Below are 18081 nucleotides of genomic sequence, written 5' to 3' on the forward strand. Positions count from 1 at the left end.
ATAATAAGGTTGCCGTATGTACAATGAGCAAATTTTGATCGTCGAGGATGAGCCTGCGATTCGTGAAATGATTGTGATGACGTTAGAGATGGCTGGATTTGATAGTTTACAGGCTGCCGACGCATCAGAGGCGCATCAGCAAGTGGTCGATCACCGTCCGGCGCTCATATTATTGGATTGGATGCTGACCGGCGAAAAAAGTGGTATTGATTTTTGTCGTATGCTCAAGAACGACGATTTGCTCGCTGAGATACCGGTTATTATGCTAACGGCCAAAAGTGAGGAAGACAGTAAGGTTCATGGTCTTGATGCGGGTGCTGATGACTATATGACCAAGCCTTTTTCGACACGGGAATTAATCTCAAGAATCAAGGCAGTGCTACGTCGTAGTAGTACATTGAGCGCCGACAAGCCTATCGAAATCGGCAAGCTTAGCTTAGATCCCAAAAGCCAGCGCGTAACGGCGGCAGGTCAGCTCATTGATATCGGCCCGACAGAGTATCGGTTGTTAGCATTTTTTATGAGTCATCCAGAGCGTGCGTATACACGGACACAGCTGCTAGATCAGGTTTGGGGCGGCAATGTCTATATTGAAGATCGAACGATTGATGTCCATATTCGGCGTTTACGTAAATTACTACAGCCTTATGACTGTGCTACGCTGATACAAACGGTGCGCGGTACTGGGTATCGGTTTTCCAGCTTGATTGAATCCAATTAGACCAAGACAGAACAAGTCGTGGCAAGCGTAAAACAACGCAGAAGACAGTAGTAAGGATAACGATGACGATAATGCCGATAAAAAATGAGCAACAGGGTGAGCAAGCGCAAGTTGCCCAGCACAATACAACAAATCAACTCAAAAAAATCCGCAGTGCCTTACTAGCACTACGGGATGCGGTCATTTTGCTCAATGATGATGATGGTTTGGAATGGTGGAATCAGGCAGCGGAAGATTTATTGTTATTGCAGTCAAGTAATAAAGGTCAAAGCATTTTTGACTTTATCACCGTGCCTGAATTTCGCCAGTATTATCAGGCTATCATGCCACCGAGCGATGGTGTGCACATGGTGTCATGGCGAGATCCTAAACGTTATCTAAAATGTGAACTGACGCCTTTCGGTGATGAAAAACTACTGATAATTTATGATGTGACCCGCTTGCAGCATTTGGAGCAAATGCGCCGTGATTTTGTCGCTAATGTCTCGCATGAGCTGCGTACACCACTGACCGTGCTGATGGGCTATCTAGAAAACTTCTCCGATCAAGAGGATATGCCCCCACAGTGGCGACGTGGTTTTGAGCTAATGACTCAGCAGACTGCTCGTATGAATAGGATTGTGAATGACTTACTGCTGTTGTCTCGCATCGAAATAGAAGAGACGCATGAGCTAAATGATATTGATATGACCAAGTTACTGACGCATATCTATGATGATGCGCAGGCGTATAACCAAGAATATGGTCATACTATTCATTTGCAGATAGACACTTACGATGGACTGTATGGCTCAGAGATGTACTTAACAAGCGCCTTATCCAATTTAGTGATTAATGCTATCAAATATACGCCAAAGGGTGGCAACATCGCTATCAGCTGGACAAAAACATCGGAAGGCTGCCGCTTTGCCGTCGAAGATGATGGTCTCGGTATTGCGCCCCAACATATCGAGCGCTTGACGGAACGCTTCTATCGCATCGATAGCGGACGCAGCCGTGCTACGGGTGGTACAGGCTTAGGGTTGGCAATTGTAAAACATGTCTTATATCAACATGAGGCGCAACTAACCATAGAGTCGGTAGAAGGCAAAGGCTCGACCTTTAGTGCAGTATTTCCTAGCGCTTATGTACGTTCTGCCCATGCCCCTTAATCTTTTTGTAAAAGTGGGTAGGGGTTCACTGCACTGCCATTGATATAAATACCATAATGAACATGGGTTGGTGTTCCTTTAGCATTACCGCTGTCGCCAACATAGCCAATGATATCACCAGCATTGACCCAGTCATTGGGCGCGATGTCGGCATAATCTTCTAGATGGGCGTAATAATGTCCTGCGCCGCCCGGTCCGACCACCACTACCACGCGTCCCCCTAATGTATTTTCTCCAACTTTGCTGACAATGCCTTGCGTCGTAGCTTGTATCGGTGTGCCCCGCGCTGCAAAAATATCAATGCCCTCATGGGAGCGCCCTTGGCTACGTGCTGCGCCCCAAGTGTCGGTTAGATGCTGCTCTGGTAGTGGACTGGGAAGGCTGTTTTCTATGGGCAACGCTTGTTGCAATAAACTCAGTTGCTGCCATTTTGCCACGACAAAAGACTGTGTCTGTTGGCTAATGCTAGGTAGTAATTTGTCAAATACAAATAACAGCGCTAGCAATACCGTAGCCCTTATTATTAGGCTTAGCAAACGGCTGAATAGTGTTGGCTTTGGTGGTCGATTATTGCCATCTGCTAGCATTGATGTCTCTTATATATCTGATGTAGTTTGAGTTAGTATTATAAAACCCCTATCTTCCAAGGTGTGTATAGCATTGTTATCTATGGTTTTTGCCCCCATAAATACAAGTACAATAAATAGAGTTTTATCTATTTATTGTTCCTATTCAGCCACGATGGTGCTATTGATGGTTAATTTTCTATGACTGATGCTTTTAATTCTGCGGACATTTCTAACGTGGCTGACATTTCTACCACGGCTGATACGGCGCTGGTTATCGATACCGAAACCGATCAAGGCCGTGATCCACGACCGATTCAGGTGGCGACGATTAATGTGGCTAGCGGATTTGAGTGGATGAAATACTTCAACAGCGGTCGCTCGATATCACCCGTTGTTATCAAAGTGCATGGTATTACGGATGAAGATGTGGCTGGGCTTGAGCGTTTTGATTTGGAGCAATTTGAATTGCCCAAGTACTTAATTGGTCACAACGTACGTTTTGATTGGCGGGTGATTGGCAGTCCCTCTGCCAAGCTGATTTGTACCGTGAGGCTGGCGCGCGTGGCCTTCCCAGAGTGGAGCGCTTACAGTCAATCTAAGTGTATCGAGCAATTATTGGGCAAGTCTGAGGCGAGCAGAATGACGATAGCCGCTCATGACGCGCTAGGTGACGCGCGTATGTGCTACTTACTTTATCAAGCTTGCTGTGAGCGTCTAGAGATTGCGCCGACGGATTTTGCGGCGGCACATGCTATCTCTAACAAAGCCAATCCCGTGAGCAAGATGCCCTTTGGTAAGCATAAAGGTAAGCTGATTAAAGACGTACCCATCAACTATGTGAAATGGATGCTCGGTAACATCCATAACATGCAGCCGTCGCTTTATTCAGCGTTGACGAAGCGTATTAAGGCAGCAGACGTAGAAAATGCAAAAGAGTAAAGCGCATTATCATCTGTTCTATTTTTATTCATGCTCGAAGCTGTAGTTTTGGAAGTTATTGTTGCTGATTTAACCAATCTACCGCCATTTGCCATAACTCAGGTGCCTTGGCATTGGTTCGACCACTAAAATAACGCATATGACCGATACTGCTCAGACCGAAGTCTTTTGGCTCAAAAAAGCGTTTTTCGACCGGCATCTTTGTATAGACGCGAATCATGTCGTCGATGTTTTTGCTATTCGCAATTTCGTCATCGCTAAAGCCTAACCACAGTGCTGGCATGCGAATGTCATCATAAAAATGCGTGTGAATACTTTTGCCAAAGGCAGTCTTTATATAACCTGAGCCATTGCACCATTCGCGCCACTGACGAGCCACGCCGCGTGGTAGCGGCTCACCCATGCCGATTTTATCTGATGGGGTGTAACCTAATGCAAAATTCGTGACAGGAATGAATGCATCCATAAAACCCATCGCTTTAATTTTATACGGCATGTCCATGTTCTTGATACAACCTGACGAGCAAGCGACATTGAACACCGAGGCGATAGCATCATAATTGCGCATCAGACCAATCAGCTGACCGCCTGCGCTGTGACCGATGAGATGGTAAGACGCATCAGGAAATTCATCTTGCAACGCATCGAGGACGGCTGGCATATCATGACGACCCCAACTTATCAGTGAGGCATCACATTTGGCCAAATCGGTTGCTAGTGACTCGCCGATACCTTCGTTGTCAAAGGTCAGTACACCGAAGCCCTGCGCTGCTAAATGGCTCGCAAAGTTATGATAAAACTGACGCTTGATACCAGTGGCAGGCGCTATCATGACGGCGGCTTTGACCGCTTCTGTAGGACGATAAACCGTTGCGGCCAACGCTTGATTACGCTCAGTCATGATGCTTAGTGAGTAGCTGCCGTTATCGTCGTTGCTTTCATGATCATTATTAGCGTCGATTGTGTCACCTTGTGGTGCTACAGAAGATGGCGCATGATTATTATGCATAAAAATACCTTGATGAGTTTTGTCGTTTTTATTAAGGATGATAAGTATTGACCTGCAACGTTTTATAGCAAGTCAGTGCTAAAAAATGTAGTCATTGCGTAGCGATAAATCGTTGCTACCGCGTGATAGCACGGCTTATGTTAAGATAAACGCTAGCAAATAGCAGGATAATGAGCGCTATTTTATTTTCTCTGTGAGCAACCAGATTTATGCTATTTCTACTGACCACTTATAAAAACAAATATAAAAATCACAAATAGGTGTGAGTTTGACGGATGCTTATTATGCGTAATTAATAGACTGCTGACAACACCTTAGACCTTATGAGAGCGCCTCATCATAAGCTCTTATCAGCAAAGCGTAAAAAGAGTAAAAGGTGGCAGCACTACAGAATACAGCGAGTTAACGTTAGTGATAAACGTCATATTGTGTCATTCTAACAAACGATAAACCCCTTTACCGAACCATTCAATACAATAATCTAAGCAAACTTAGGAGCGTTATATGCAAATGAAAATTAATAATGAGAATTATGAGGTTATTACCAGCCAAGATATCACTCATATCGAAAAAGCCGTGGATAAATCAACATTAGCGATGCCATTAGTGGCTGTTTATTGTGGGTCACGACTGGGTAACAGTGAGGTTTATGAGCAAGCAGCCCGTGAGCTTGGTCGTGCTCTAGCAGAAAATGGGTTGGGTTTGGTTTATGGCGGTGCCAGTATTGGTCTAATGGGTGCAGTGGCTGACGACGTTATCAAAGGCGGCGCGCAAGCTGTTGGTGTAATTCCCACCTTTATGCTCAAACACGAAATCGCCCATGAGGGTCTGACTCGTCTGCATCTGACCGATACCATGCACACGCGCAAGACGGTCATGGCAGAGTACGCGGATGCTTTTATTACTTTACCCGGTGGCCTTGGTACGCTCGAAGAGATTATGGAAATCGCCACATGGCGTCAGCTGTACCAACATGAAAAGCCGATGATTATTCTGAACATTAATGGCTTTTATGATCGCATGATTGAGCACTTAAAATATACCACGGAACAAGGCTTTATGAAGCAGCAAGATCTTGAGCGTTTGGTGGTTTGTAATACCATCGCTGAAGCGATTGATTTGTTACGGACAATCGTGACGATAGATGATGCGGTCGATACTGAAAAAATGGCAGGCAATTAAATATAGGTAGATCAGAATATAAGCTGTTAAATGGTCTCATTGTATATAAGAAAAAAGGAGGTCGTCGCTAATCACTAGCGACGACCTCCTTTTTTCTATACTCTTTAGCGTTGGCTACTGCCAGATTTATCGAACGTATTAACAGACGGCAAACGCCTAAGGCTGAGCTGGTGTTAAATTCTCTAACGCCATTGCGCGAATGCTATGATTGACATCAGCCATCGCCGCTGGGAAACCACGATCTTCAGCCAAGACGCGTGCCACTTTATCAATCGTTAAGCTATCGTTGTTGGCTAGATAGGCCCAGTCGTGCGCATAGCGGCTACGATTTTCTGCTGTGTCATTGTCGATTAAGCCAAGAGTCGTCAATTCATTAACGATTTGATCAGCAGCGATTAAGGTAGAAGATGCTTTGACATTTTCTGCGCGGGCGTAACGTATATTAGAGTATAAACTCACATCTGCTACCCGTAAGGTATCGTCCTGCCCCGGGATTTGCTGTCCGCCGTATAAGGCATTACCGACGGTGCGCGCACTGTTAAAGGTAGGCACAAACTCTGCTACGTACTCAATCGCTTGCTGGCTACGGGCTTGTAGCGGTGCTTTGTCCCAGCCATCTTCGATATAATGTACATACTGAGGCGGTAATTGAGGTTGTGCACTGGCTTTATCAGAAGCGACCAAGCCATCAGTAAATAGGGTGATGGCTTTACTCATACCGTGGATTTGAAAGTAACCGCCTGGATAAGGCGTTAGCTGCGCCATACCCTCTGGCGTGCCGCGACTGCCATACACGATAATCTCGGGTATTTGTCCACCAGCGTCGCCCCAGTGCGTGATATAAGAAGATTTGAACTCAACCATACGCTCGACTTTGACACCGACCATATCGTCGATAACACCAGTGCGAAAACCGCAAGCATTGACCAAGTAATCGACTTCGATAGACTCAGGTTGAGACCGGCTCGCTTGCTGGTAATCGACGCGCCATTTTGTGACATGGTGATCAGCGTTGGTACAGTTCTCACAATCCACAGGCATGACTTGCTTAATTTCTGTATTGGTAAAGACGTGCGCATGCTCATAGCCTTCTAAGGCGAGTTGAGCAGAAGCGGCTAAACGAAAAATATTCCAGCCATACTCTTGCACGACGATAAGCGGAAACTTCACTTTGTTCAAGTCCAAATACTTAGCAACCGGTATCACCCATTCGTCAATCGTGCTCGGTATCGCAACTTGCTCACGTTCAGACAGCGCAATCAGTTGCTCATGACTATAGAGCTGATAGTAGTTTTCCGGTTCGCCCAGTACTTTGTTATTGCTGTCTTGTGCGATGAGCTCGCGATAAGCATCCGTCAAGATATCGAGACGCGGTAGCAAGTCTTCGGGCAAGCCTTCGTCGCGCGTTGGGACAGCAAATACGGTTGGACGTACATCGATGGTATAAGGATAAAGGCGAAGAATATCGATACACTGCTTAAGCAAAGCAACGCAGTCTTCGTCAGGGATTTCACGGTATAGATTACCACCCGCGTGCAAATGGCACATTGGTGGACCATCGATAAGCGACTTTTTCTTTTCAAAGACGTAGGTTTCAAGTCCTAGTGCGGCGAGGCGAATAGCAATCGTTGCCCCTGCAGTACCGCCGCCTAGAATGCCGACGCGTTTTTTAGATAGCTCGTCCTTTGTGGCAGCCGCTACTGTATCAAGTTTAGTCTCTGAAAATTCGATCTCTTTGAGATCAATATCTTGAGCATCAGTATTCTGCGATTCAGCATCGTGCAGGATGGCTTGAGAGGCGTTTTTGCTAAAATTATCGGTCATTGTCGTTGTTATATCCTTGATAGCATCAGCGTCGGGACATGCTCTGCTTATTCATATAATTGTTTGGGCATATAAGTGTCTGATCATGTCAGTGTCTTGAATCTTGTTGTAGCTATTGATATGCGTGCGGATACAGTCAAGTTCAACATTCATATGAGACCGCTATAGTCATACTTTTGATTATATGGCTCTTCTCATATACTGCTTATCATTTATAGCGCTATTTTACGAAAACCTATTGTGTATATGATGACAAATACGTAAGTAGATGCATTAGTTTTGTCAACAAATTGCGATGGACTGTCTTGACCATGAAAAACAAAAATAGAAATGAGACGCCTAGCATCATTTAAGTATCAACAATCCTTTAAACGTCCATCAACATGAAATACCTTTGCTCATAAGATTCATGTGATGGTTTATTAATTTGTAATATTCGCAGGTTTTTGTAAGTTTATATTCTGACAAAAACGACCGTTTTATAGCATATGCTATAGTAAAATCACTTGAAATCCTCTGTGAGAGTAAAGCGTATGAAAGTAAGGCCTATGAAAGTAAAGCAACTGTCTGAGCGTATGACTTAACTATCGCACAAATCAGCAGATTGCAATATTGATAATTAATAAACACCATGTTCAATAAAAATTCAGTTTAATAAAAATCTAGATTAATAAGATGTTTTTTTTAAATACTTTTAAATACAAGGAAGTGATTATGAAACGTATTCTGATGTTATCTGCTCTAGCCAGTGTGTTGACCGTAACGGGTTGTTCGACGCTAAACAATGTGTTTGGCAATGACGATTCAGGCATGCATGACGTACAAGCTACCATGAGCAATAAAGCGCCAGTTGCCAGTATGAATGGGATGTTAGTGGATGCTACCAACAAAATGACGCTATATACCTTTGACAAAGACTCCATGAACAAATCAGAGTGTGGCTCGGCATGTCTACTGGCTTGGCCAGCGTTTATGGCACCGAGCAATGCCCAAGCTTCTGGTCAGTTCGCTGCTTTTCAGCGGGAAGATGGTAAGTATCAATGGGCTGTCAATGGTAAGCCTTTGTACTTTTATGCCAATGATACAAAAGTTGGCGATACCGACGGTGATAACAAGCTTGGCGTTTGGCATATTATTAAAACTAAATAAAACAAGTAGGTTTCAAGTCGAAAAAAAGCAGCCATCATAGTGGCTGCTTTTTTAGGTAAAGGTTTTTTAAAAAGTATTTCAGCGCTATTTTATTGTTTTCTGTACCAATTCACCATCGATTTGAATGGGAACATCGGTAGTGATGCCGGCAGCAAATGCCGTCATACCATAGGCTGCGCGATCAATGATACCGGTAGCACGAAAACCAATGACTGGCTCTTTCGTAAGAGGGCTGTTGGCGATTTTATTTAACGTTACGTCTAGTGTGAGGGGCTTGGTTTGACCAAGCATGGTGAAATCACCCGTTACTTTGGCTTGTTGTGGGTTGCTAAAAGTGACTTGGGTAGATTTAAAAGTCATCGCTGGGTATTTAGCCACATTAAAAAATTCATCCGTTCTTAGATGCTTATCACGGGCATCCCAATTGGTATCGATGCTATCGGTTGCAATTGTAAAGCTCATATTGGTTTTGCTAGGGGCCTTGATATCGTAATTGACCACACCTTGCACATCATTAAAGCGACCCATGGTCGTTGAAAACCCTAAGTGATTGACAGAAAAGCCGACACGGGTATGTGAGTCATCTAATTGCCATTGGCTAGGTAATACCGCGCTTGCCATGGTGGTGACCGCAAGTGCTGAGCTGATGAGTAGGGCTTTCGTGGTGGTTTTTAGGGCAGTATTTATCATTGTTTATTATCCTTATTTAGTGACTGTTAATGAGGAGTACTTCATTTAATAACCGTTAATTTAACGATGATTAATTTACGAGTATTAAATGGTCACTGAGGTGACGTTTGTCATAATAGCAGTAAGTATTTATAAAAGCAGGCTATGGGCAACACGGCTAATACTTTATGAATCTTAATACTAAAAACTCAATACTAGGGCGTGTCCTCAATTCAATTGATCATATCTAAACGGGCTAAAAATGGCTAAATTTTGCCAAACATCGTTAAATAGCTGGTTAATATCCCGATATTATCTGCGCTATTTTCCTCGTTTGACTGCAATTTATCTCATTTTTATCACCATTTTTAAAATGAGGACATGCCCTAAAAAGCAGGTATTATTTAAATAATCTACAAATTTCGTCGTTATTAAGTGGTTTATCTAATCAAATATTATAATAGCATAGAATACTTATCTCAATAGCATTGTCGGTTTGCTGGTGCTTTATCATCTATGATGATCGCAACTGCTGCTTGCATCAAACGCCAAAAACCGTTAAAATCGCGGTTTAATTTTCCCACTGGGGAAGGCTAGGTAAGCAGAGGTATGGTGTTGGGTGCTGGAATAAGCCAGTGACGTAGCTGCCAGCCTTGCAAATGTCCTTAGTGCCTCAGTTACGTATGCTCAGTTTTATAAGTGCTTTTTTATGAGAGCTTCTTTATAAGAACTTTTTTATAAGAATTTCTTTATAAAAGCTTCGACACATTGTCAATAAGACTGTAAATACATCGGACATAGAGAGTTTATTATGCGTAAAGATATCCATCCTGATTACCAAGAAGTTTTGTTCCACGACACTAACGCTGACGTGTTCTTTTTGACTCGTTCAACGGCTAAAACTAAAGCCACTCGTGAATACGAAGGTAAAGAATACCCATACTACCCACTTGATATCTCAAGTGCGTCGCATCCATTCTATACTGGTGAGCAACGTAAAACTTCTACCGAAGGTCGTGTTGCTAGCTTTAACAAACGCTTTGGTGCGTTTGGTGGCCGTAACAAGAAAGCTGCTGATTCTACTGAACAAGCTGCTGATTCTGCTGAATAAGTTACGCTTATCGCGTCAATTTATTTTGCTAAGCCATAAAAAACCGCTGATTATTCAGCGGTTTTTTTTGTTTAAACTTCAACGTTAAGTTTTAGATTATTAAATCTTGAGCTGTCATTTTTCAAGCTGTCAGTTTTTGAGATATCAGCTTTGATATATTAGCTTTTAGAAAGTAGGTCTGCTCAATTCGGCAGCTGATGAATTAAGCAACTTGACAATGAGCTCTGCTAACTGCTGTGCCCAGTAGCCATACATTAAACTACTAGGGTGGAAGCCATCACTGGCAAACATCACCTTGATATCAATTGGCATGCCCTTAGAGTGCTCTTCTATCATCCGTGGAAAATCAGTGGCCATATAAGTCACGCCTTCATTACTTGCACATACTTGTTGTAATGTTTCATCAAGCATTGAAGCTTTAGCGCCGACGAAGTTGTTCAAAGGGGCAGGTATCGCAGGCATTTGCGCCATAGGCGGCAGACTCAAAAAAATCAATTGCCGTACGCCAAATTTACGCTGAGCGATCGCAACAATATCTTCGATTTGCTGCTGCCATTTACCTACAGAGACATTCGAGGTGGTGTCATTGACGCCAACACTCAGCACCATTACATCGATAGGGTGGTTAGGCGCGGGCAGCACATAAAGCCTGCGCAAGATATCAAAGCTGGTATGTCCGGTGGTCGCTTGCAACGACCAGACCAAGTTAGCAAATTGAGTATTAATCACGGATTGCTGCGCTAAGATTGGCATCAAATTACCGACGAGTGCCTCATGCTGTGTCTGACTACCAACACCCGCTGCTGCTGAATCCCCAACGATCATGAGATTTAGCGTTTGCTTGGTCTTATCTTCAGTATTAGCAATGGTATCAGTCGGTTTGCCTAATTGAATATGTCCGTGTCGCTCTCCGTTTGGCTCAGGCAAACGCACCGTATCACGCTTGATTTTGCGGCCTTGATAAAGATAAACGGGGGCGAGTAGGACGTCGCGTGCAACCGACGCCATTTTATGGCTATTTATCATATGGCTACCATCCTGCACGCTCCCGAATCGTAGTGAGGCTGTCTTCGACGAGTAATTTGCCATCGACATACACGTCACGTAACAGGTTGTCTGCATCAGCAAGTAGATCATCCGCTTTGATGGTTGTTGGCTGTCCGTTGCTGTCTTCGACCAACGCCAAGCGACCTTTTTTTGAGCGTTTTGAGCGGCTAGTGATAGGGTCTTTATAAATGTCTTTCCATGCACCATCGATAGAGATGGCACTGGCTTTCATCGCCCAGCTCATGGTATCGCGATTGACTTGTTGCAGTAATCCACCACCCATACCAAAGGTCACGTTTTCGGCGCTAAATCCTGCTTTCATGACCACGTCGATAATTTTGCTCAAGCTTTGCGGACTAATGCCATCCCCTTGGATGACACGTACATAATCTGGCAAAACTTTGTAGCCTTTGCTATTAACCGTCGTGCCAAACTTCACTGCCAAGCGCTCCAGTGCCTCGCGGACTACTTTAGCAGGCTCACCACTATCAGGTCTGATGACTAAAGTACCGCCCATGTTTTTTACGTCGTCCTTCAAGCTGCCACCCCAAATATTGTCAATGGCGTTCCATAAGTCATAGCTGTCAGAGACCACTGAAAAGCTCTTACCCGCCCCACCAAACTGCTCAATCATATTGGCAAAAGCAGCAGTTTCGCCATCACGACCCCATGCAGTCATGGTGCTATGCTCAGCGGCAGGGATAGAAAAGGCAGGCATGTCTTTATCCATTTGATACCAGCGACTGGCAGCCACCAAAGCGGTCATGGAATCTGTACCGGCAAAATTTACCAAATGAGCAAGACTACCAAGTGCCACGGACTCCTGACTAGACGCACCACGCGAACCAAAGTCATGCAACCGAAAGGTTAATGATTCAGTATTGTCCGCTGATTTTTCTAGCGCTTGACGAATGATACCTTTGCAATAGTGCGAGACGCTGGCGACCGTTGATGGATACCAGATAGCACGGAGTAATGCTGTTTCGATATAGCTTGGTAGCCAATAAAACTCAGGGTCGGTATTGATAATCTGACAGACCACATTGGATACTGGAACGATGCTGCCTTCAGGTATGGCTTCGATACGTAGTGGCAAATAGCCGCCATGTTTATCAACTAAGCGTTCCCAACCTGCACGATTAAAGGTCAAGCCATGCGCTTGAATCAGTATTTCGGCTTCATCAATATCTTGGTGGGTAATAGGGGTACTCAGGTATTCTTTAATAAAGGCTTGCAGACCAAAGAACACCACATCGTAATCGCCTTTACGCGCTTCAATATAGCTGGATAGATACTCACTACCTTTTGGATATTGAACCCAATGTGAGGTTTTATAGCTGTCGCTATTTAAGATTAAATTATTTAAATTGCTGGTATACATCACAGAACTCCTCTGCTTTGAGTGAAATGGACGACTCGCATCATTGTTGAGCCTTAAATGGACTAAAAGTATTTTATGTACATTAGCATCAACTTATTGTTCAACAGTCTAACGGTTCATCCATTGACAGCATCTAGTAAGGATAACTAAATGCTGCTTAGTAACCCTTGCCGTCTATCGGCTTGGGCGGTGAAAATATAAGTGGCACTGACAAAACCAAACTTATAAGATAAATTATATAGAGTGTCATTGATTGAAAATGAGTCATTAATGCACTAAACAGTCAATGACACAACGTCTTACAAGCCAACCATTTTAGTGATAATCGCATAGTGATCTTCGAACATCATGGTGGCATCCAATTCGGCAAGCGGTAACCAAAACGCTTTGGCCGCGTCATCACCGCCTTTTACTTTGGGCAGACCCTTTGGATCGTTTTTTAGCTGAAAGTAAAAGGCTTGGGTAATCGTGCGACCACGCGCTGAGCGGTAAGGGTCGTCAAAGGTATGTTGACTATGACAAGAGCCACGTAATACTGGCTCTGGGACTTTAAGGCGCGTCTCTTCGCGTAGCTCACGGATACAGGCATCAAAGAGGGTCTCTTTTGGATTCAAGAAACCACCGGGCAGTGCCCATAGTCCGCGCCCTGGCATGCTGCGACGTTCTACCAACAGAATATGACCCGACTGGACGACCAAGGCATCTGCCGTCATAAAGGTAGGTGGATAAGGCGCAGACTCCCACTGCCTTTTATACTTATCAACGAAGTCAGCTTCTTCGTGCAGCTGCTGATAATCCTCGGTTTTTTTGAAGTCATTTAGGACGTTGCGGGTCGACTCAGGGGTGCGCTCAGGCGTTGGTGTGGCACCCATGAGATAGCTGTCCCGAATAGGGGTCGCCGATAGATTATGATAATTGGGTACAGAGACCGACGCCCAGTTGGGGAATAGCGATAAATAATACGATGAGCTGTCTTTTGAATGACCAATGAGACCAATATCGGTCTGCAAGTCGCCAGTGACCGACTTTACACCTGCTTGCACGTATTGCAGCCAGCGTGTGTCATTGTAAAGCGCATCATCGAGTCCAACGCAGTGAATACGCGCGGCATCTGCTGTTGAATACGCGTCTTTAATCATTGCGGCGCGCTCAGCAACGCTAAAGGGGTTGCGTAAGCTACGTGGTAAGTTTGCGGAGCCGATGAGCATGATGACATTGTCGGCACGCTTCAATGCTTCATCCACGACCGCTTTGTGCCCGCAATGAAACGGCTGAAAGCGCCCAATAAACACCAAATAACGATAGTGTTTTTTGTCCTGTTTATCTGGGTTTTGTGTATCTAGATTTTGCTCTGATAATCCACTCATAGACGCCACTTTCCTACGACTTATTTTTTATTGGTTAAAAATTGATGACGCTAATACTGACACAGCCTATGACTTTCTGACAAGTATAAAGATGTGTAGGGGTGTGTCATCGTTACCTTGCATGCTTCTCTATCCATGCTGTCACCGTTGGCCAAATCTCTGTAGCAGCATTACGGCTTATCATAATGCGGCTATGGGTATAATCATCCAAGTCTCCATGGTCAAGGGAATACTCTCGAAAGACGTTTTTTGGGTTAGCAAACTTATTAAAAAACAACTGACAGCCACGGGTTGGCGAAATAAAATGGTCACCTTTAGCACTGATCGCATAGATAGGCGTGGTAATAGTTGGCATATGCTGACGATAATCGAAGTGGCTTTTATTAGATACAGTATTAGATGCAATATGAGATGCAGAGTTTTCAGATGCGATGTTAGAGGGCGTATTTTCATCAATTGTCGTTGTTTCAAATTTACTTTGTTGTATAAAGCTGCTTTTAAAGTCTTTGTTCAGGTTCCAGTCGTACCACTGGTTCATCGTATAATAGCTTTCGTTAAAAGGACCCATTTTAAGCTTCTTAGCTGGGATAAAGCCTAGTAGTCTCGTAAATACTTTGGCTGCGAGAATTTTAGTGTAGCTAATCGGGTTCGATACTGCGCCATAAACTTGACAGGCAAACATACTGATGCTGTTGATGTGGTCAATATACTGGGGGTTTTGGATTAAAAACATGGTTAGGCAGGCACCGCCGCCACTGTGGGTGACGCAGTGTAGATTATCCAGTTTGAACTCAGAAAATAAGTAACGAAAGGTGGCCTCAAAATCATAAGTTGCGACGGTTTCGAAGTTGAATTTGTCTGTTGGTATCGAGCTCGCACCATGACCGCGCCATTCCATAATGTAGCAATGATGACCAAGCTGCGCCAGATAGTGAGCGATTCTTAAACAAGTTTGCTTGTCCGAAAATGTACCGTGGGTCAATAGGATGTTTTGCACTTTTACCCTAGGCGCATTGGTGGTGAGGACATCAGTCTTCTTTTCATCTTTTGCAGTATCCACAATCTTCCAAACGGCTATTTGCTCACCATCTTTGGTGCTTACCAGTTTTAGGGTTTCTGTCATCATAAAGCGGTCTCGTCTAGATTGTTTTGTTATGGCATCGTTTATGACATCATTTATTGTATGGTTAATACTGAGTAGCACGATATGTCTACTCGGCAACCCCTAATACACTTTCATCCTTGATAATCAATCAAGCAGCCTTAATATAAACAATAGCAGACGCGGTGTGGGTAATTAAATAATTTTGCGTAGCATTATTAGCCGTAGCTATTATCTATATTAATGTCACCTATTTATCTTTTATATGTCACCATTAAAAAAACCAATAGTGGCTATTTATAACGGTCACGCTTTAATTCGCAGTAGCGCAGTCGGAATTATCGACTGAATGCGCTATAATAGTGGTTATAAAATCATCAAACCTTTATCAAGATTGCCGTTAGAGCACTATAATATCAGCCGTTATGCTTGATAACTGTTAAACCAAATTGCCCAAATTCACGACACAGCAGCTATGACAGCAGTCGCGTTTGTGTCATAACGCATAGGAAAAATTATGAGTGAGCACAATCAAGCCAGCCAATCAGATCAATCTGCAGACTATGAATCAGCGCTAGATACTGAGCAAGCAGAAACGAAAAGTAATATTACCATTACCGAGTCAGCCCAAGGTTATTTGGCCGATTTACTGTCCAAGCAAGATACCGACGGCATCGGTGTGCGTATCTTCGTCGAGCATCCTGGTACGCCGCGTGCCGAGTGCTGTATGGCTTATAACCAACCAGGCGAAGAAGACAGTGCTGATCTACGTTTTACCTACGATGATTTCTCTGCTTTTATTGAAGCGTCGTCAGTCCCTTATTTAGAAGATGCGGTCATTGACTACAATAAAGATCGTTTCGGTGGTCAGCTAACTTTCCGCGCGCCAAACTCTAAAATGCCAAAAGTGGGTGCTGATGCTAGCGTAGAAGAGCGTATCAACTACGTATTACAGTCTGAGATTAACCCAGGCTTAGCGGCGCATGGTGGTGACGTACAGTTGCTTGAGTTGATTGATGAAGAAGGCGTTGGTCTCACTGCTGTACTGAAATTCGGTGGTGGTTGCCAAGGCTGTTCAGCAGTCGACATGACCTTGCGTCAAGGCGTCGAAGTGCAACTTAAGCAGCAAATACCAGAGCTGACACAAGTCATCGATGAGACGGATCATACCCGTACGGAAAATGCTTATTACAAATAAGTGGTAAGTATCAATACAATCAGAAGTAGATTGAAATAGGGTTGCTTATGCTGGGTGGTTATTAATAAACCTAAAATTGGCTATTCTTTTCATAAAGAAGCTGGGTTATGATTAACTCAGCTTTTTTTTATGGCTATCATTTATAAGATGGCTTTTTTAGAGATTATTGGTCAATCAATACCTTTAAATGATCTATTTTGATTGATGCTTTTTTTAGTGACTACCAAGGAGTTTGTTATGAGTGATGGACAACCAGAGACCAATTCAGATAATGGGGCAAAACCAATGCAGCGCTTAGAGACCTTGGCGATTCATGCGGGTTATAGTGTTGAGCCAACGACCAAAGCGGTCGCTGTGCCTATTTATCACACCAGCTCGTATGCGTTTGATAATACCCAGCATGGCGCAGATTTGTTTGATTTAAAAGTCGCGGGTAATATTTATACGCGCATTATGAACCCAACCAATGCGGTATTAGAAGAGCGTGTTGCGGCGCTTGAAGGCGGTATCGGCGCGCTTGCAGTAGCATCTGGTATGGCAGCCATCACTTATGCGATTCAAACCATCTGTGAAGCGGGTGATAACATCGTTGCTGTATCGACCTTGTATGGCGGTACTTACAATTTATTTGCCCATGCTTTGCCGCGTCAAGGTATCGAAGTACGCTTCTTTGACCACAAAAACCCTGAGGCGATTCGTGATTTAATTGATGATAAAACCAAGATGGTCTTTGCTGAAAGTATCGGTAATCCACTGGGTAACATTATTGATATTCAAACACTCAGTGACATCGCGCACGAATATGGTGTGCCGGTGGTGATTGATAGTACGGTTGCCACGCCAGCGATTTGCCGTCCGTTTGAGTTTGGCGCGGATATTGTCATTCATTCATTGACCAAATATATGAGTGGTACGGGCACCTCGATTGGTGGCGCGATTGTCGATAGTGGGACGTTCCCTTGGGGTGATTACCCTGAGCGTTTCCCATTGCTGAACACGCCAGATCACAGTTATCACGGTGTGAACTTCGTCAAGGACGTTGGTGCAGCGGCCTTTATCGCTCGTGCTCGCGTGGCACCGCTGCGTAATACTGGCGCGGCACTTAGTCCATTAAATGCTTTTGGTATCTTGCAGGGTATGGAGACGCTGAGCTTGCGTATGGAGCGTCATGTACAGAACGCCCAAGCCGTTGCTGAATACCTTCGTGACCATGATAAAGTTGCTTGGGTAAAATATGCGGGTCTGCCAGATCATCCTGAGCACGAGCTTGCAAAGAAATACATGAAGGGTACGCCCTCAGCTATTTTGACTTTTGGGGTAAAAGGTGGCCTTGAAGCTGGGGCGCGCTTTATTGACGCGTTGCAGCTGATTACGCGTTTGGTCAACATCGGTGATGCTAAATCATTGGCGTGTCATCCAGCGACGACCACACATCGTCAGTTGAACGAGAAAGAGCTAGAGAATGCTGGTGTGAGTACTGATATGGTGCGATTGTCGATTGGTATTGAACATATCGACGATATCAAAGCCGATTTAGAACAGGCATTAGCCTCGGCTTAATCTGCAAGTTTCTTATTTCTTAATAATTTTCTTAACAATAAAATAATTTGCAAAAGAAAAAGCCCATATCAAATCGATATGGGCTTTTTTATTAGGGCTGTG

At 44.1% G+C, this 18081-nt stretch carries 16 protein-coding genes; 8 read left to right on the forward strand and 8 right to left on the reverse strand.

Annotated elements, in window-relative coordinates; all coding sequences use genetic code 11:
* The first annotated feature begins 16 nt into the window (after positions 1-16).
* On the forward strand, positions 17-721 hold the full coding sequence (gene phoB, locus IE130_RS13045) for a phosphate regulon transcriptional regulator PhoB (RefSeq protein WP_010200659.1): 705 nt from the start codon (positions 17-19) through the stop codon (positions 719-721).
* Positions 722-783: 62 nt separating this feature from the next.
* Positions 784-1872 carry a phosphate regulon sensor histidine kinase PhoR gene (phoR, locus tag IE130_RS13050; protein ID WP_227676221.1) on the forward strand — a complete coding sequence of 363 codons (1089 nt, stop codon included), beginning with the start codon at positions 784-786 and terminating at the stop codon, positions 1870-1872.
* Here the strand turns inward: phoR and IE130_RS13055 are convergent.
* Positions 1869-2459 carry a M23 family metallopeptidase gene (locus tag IE130_RS13055; protein ID WP_189586728.1) on the reverse strand — a complete coding sequence of 197 codons (591 nt, stop codon included), beginning with the start codon at positions 2457-2459 and terminating at the stop codon, positions 1869-1871. The genes phoR and IE130_RS13055 overlap by 4 nt on opposite strands.
* Positions 2460-2639: 180 nt before the next feature.
* Here IE130_RS13055 and IE130_RS13060 point away from each other — a divergent pair, with 180 nt between their 5' ends.
* On the forward strand, positions 2640-3380 hold the full coding sequence (locus IE130_RS13060) for a putative quorum-sensing-regulated virulence factor (protein WP_189586732.1): 741 nt from the start codon (positions 2640-2642) through the stop codon (positions 3378-3380).
* Positions 3381-3435: 55 nt separating this feature from the next.
* On the opposite strand, the gene IE130_RS13065 is transcribed toward IE130_RS13060, so the two are convergent.
* Positions 3436-4389: an alpha/beta hydrolase family protein gene (locus IE130_RS13065; RefSeq protein ID WP_264997274.1), complete on the reverse strand. Its 954-nt coding sequence runs from the start codon at positions 4387-4389 to the stop codon at positions 3436-3438.
* A gap of 504 nt (positions 4390-4893) precedes the next feature.
* Between IE130_RS13065 and IE130_RS13070 the strand changes: the two genes are divergently transcribed.
* Positions 4894-5571, forward strand: a complete 678-nt coding sequence (locus tag IE130_RS13070) for an LOG family protein (RefSeq protein ID WP_010200649.1) — start codon at positions 4894-4896, stop codon at positions 5569-5571.
* A 156-nt stretch (positions 5572-5727) separates the two neighbouring features.
* On the opposite strand, the gene IE130_RS13075 is transcribed toward IE130_RS13070, so the two are convergent.
* On the reverse strand, positions 5728-7395 hold the full coding sequence (locus IE130_RS13075; RefSeq protein WP_227676222.1) for an FAD-dependent oxidoreductase: 1668 nt from the start codon (positions 7393-7395) through the stop codon (positions 5728-5730).
* Positions 7396-8109: 714 nt separating this feature from the next.
* On the opposite strand from IE130_RS13075, the gene IE130_RS13080 reads away from it, so the two are divergent.
* Complete coding sequence (locus IE130_RS13080) at positions 8110-8544, forward strand: COG4315 family predicted lipoprotein (RefSeq protein ID WP_189586735.1); 435 nt, start codon at positions 8110-8112, stop codon at positions 8542-8544.
* Positions 8545-8628: 84 nt separating this feature from the next.
* Here the strand turns inward: IE130_RS13080 and IE130_RS13085 are convergent, their stop codons facing one another.
* The gene (locus IE130_RS13085) at positions 8629-9234 is read right to left on the reverse strand and encodes a YceI family protein (protein ID WP_189586738.1); all 606 of its coding nucleotides are present in this window, start codon (positions 9232-9234) and stop codon (positions 8629-8631) included.
* Positions 9235-10024: 790 nt separating this feature from the next.
* Here IE130_RS13085 and IE130_RS13090 point away from each other — a divergent pair.
* Positions 10025-10324, forward strand: coding sequence for a type B 50S ribosomal protein L31 (locus IE130_RS13090; RefSeq protein ID WP_010200640.1), 300 nt, complete (start codon positions 10025-10027; stop codon positions 10322-10324).
* 165 nt (positions 10325-10489) lie between these two features.
* Here IE130_RS13090 and IE130_RS13095 read toward each other — a convergent pair whose 3' ends face one another.
* From IE130_RS13095 to IE130_RS13110, 4 genes are all read right to left on the reverse strand, one after another.
* Positions 10490-11350, reverse strand: coding sequence for an SGNH/GDSL hydrolase family protein (locus tag IE130_RS13095; RefSeq protein ID WP_189586741.1), 861 nt, complete (start codon positions 11348-11350; stop codon positions 10490-10492).
* A 4-nt stretch (positions 11351-11354) separates the two neighbouring features.
* Positions 11355-12752, reverse strand: a complete 1398-nt coding sequence (locus IE130_RS13100; RefSeq protein ID WP_189586744.1) for a nicotinate phosphoribosyltransferase — start codon at positions 12750-12752, stop codon at positions 11355-11357.
* 299 nt (positions 12753-13051) lie between these two features.
* On the reverse strand, positions 13052-14119 hold the full coding sequence (locus IE130_RS13105) for a bifunctional nicotinamide-nucleotide adenylyltransferase/Nudix hydroxylase (RefSeq protein ID WP_010200636.1): 1068 nt from the start codon (positions 14117-14119) through the stop codon (positions 13052-13054).
* 112 nt (positions 14120-14231) lie between these two features.
* On the reverse strand, positions 14232-15245 hold the full coding sequence (locus IE130_RS13110; protein ID WP_189586747.1) for an alpha/beta fold hydrolase: 1014 nt from the start codon (positions 15243-15245) through the stop codon (positions 14232-14234).
* 493 nt (positions 15246-15738) lie between these two features.
* On the opposite strand from IE130_RS13110, the gene nfuA reads away from it, so the two are divergent.
* Positions 15739-16419, forward strand: coding sequence for a Fe-S biogenesis protein NfuA (gene nfuA, locus IE130_RS13115; RefSeq protein WP_010200634.1), 681 nt, complete (start codon positions 15739-15741; stop codon positions 16417-16419).
* A gap of 285 nt (positions 16420-16704) precedes the next feature.
* Positions 16705-17979 carry an O-acetylhomoserine aminocarboxypropyltransferase/cysteine synthase family protein gene (locus IE130_RS13120; RefSeq protein WP_189586809.1) on the forward strand — a complete coding sequence of 425 codons (1275 nt, stop codon included), beginning with the start codon at positions 16705-16707 and terminating at the stop codon, positions 17977-17979.
* Positions 17980-18081 lie beyond the last annotated feature (102 nt).

Origin of the sequence: Psychrobacter glaciei, from assembly GCF_014652895.1 — a bacterium.
Classification (GTDB): domain Bacteria; phylum Pseudomonadota; class Gammaproteobacteria; order Pseudomonadales; family Moraxellaceae; genus Psychrobacter; species Psychrobacter glaciei.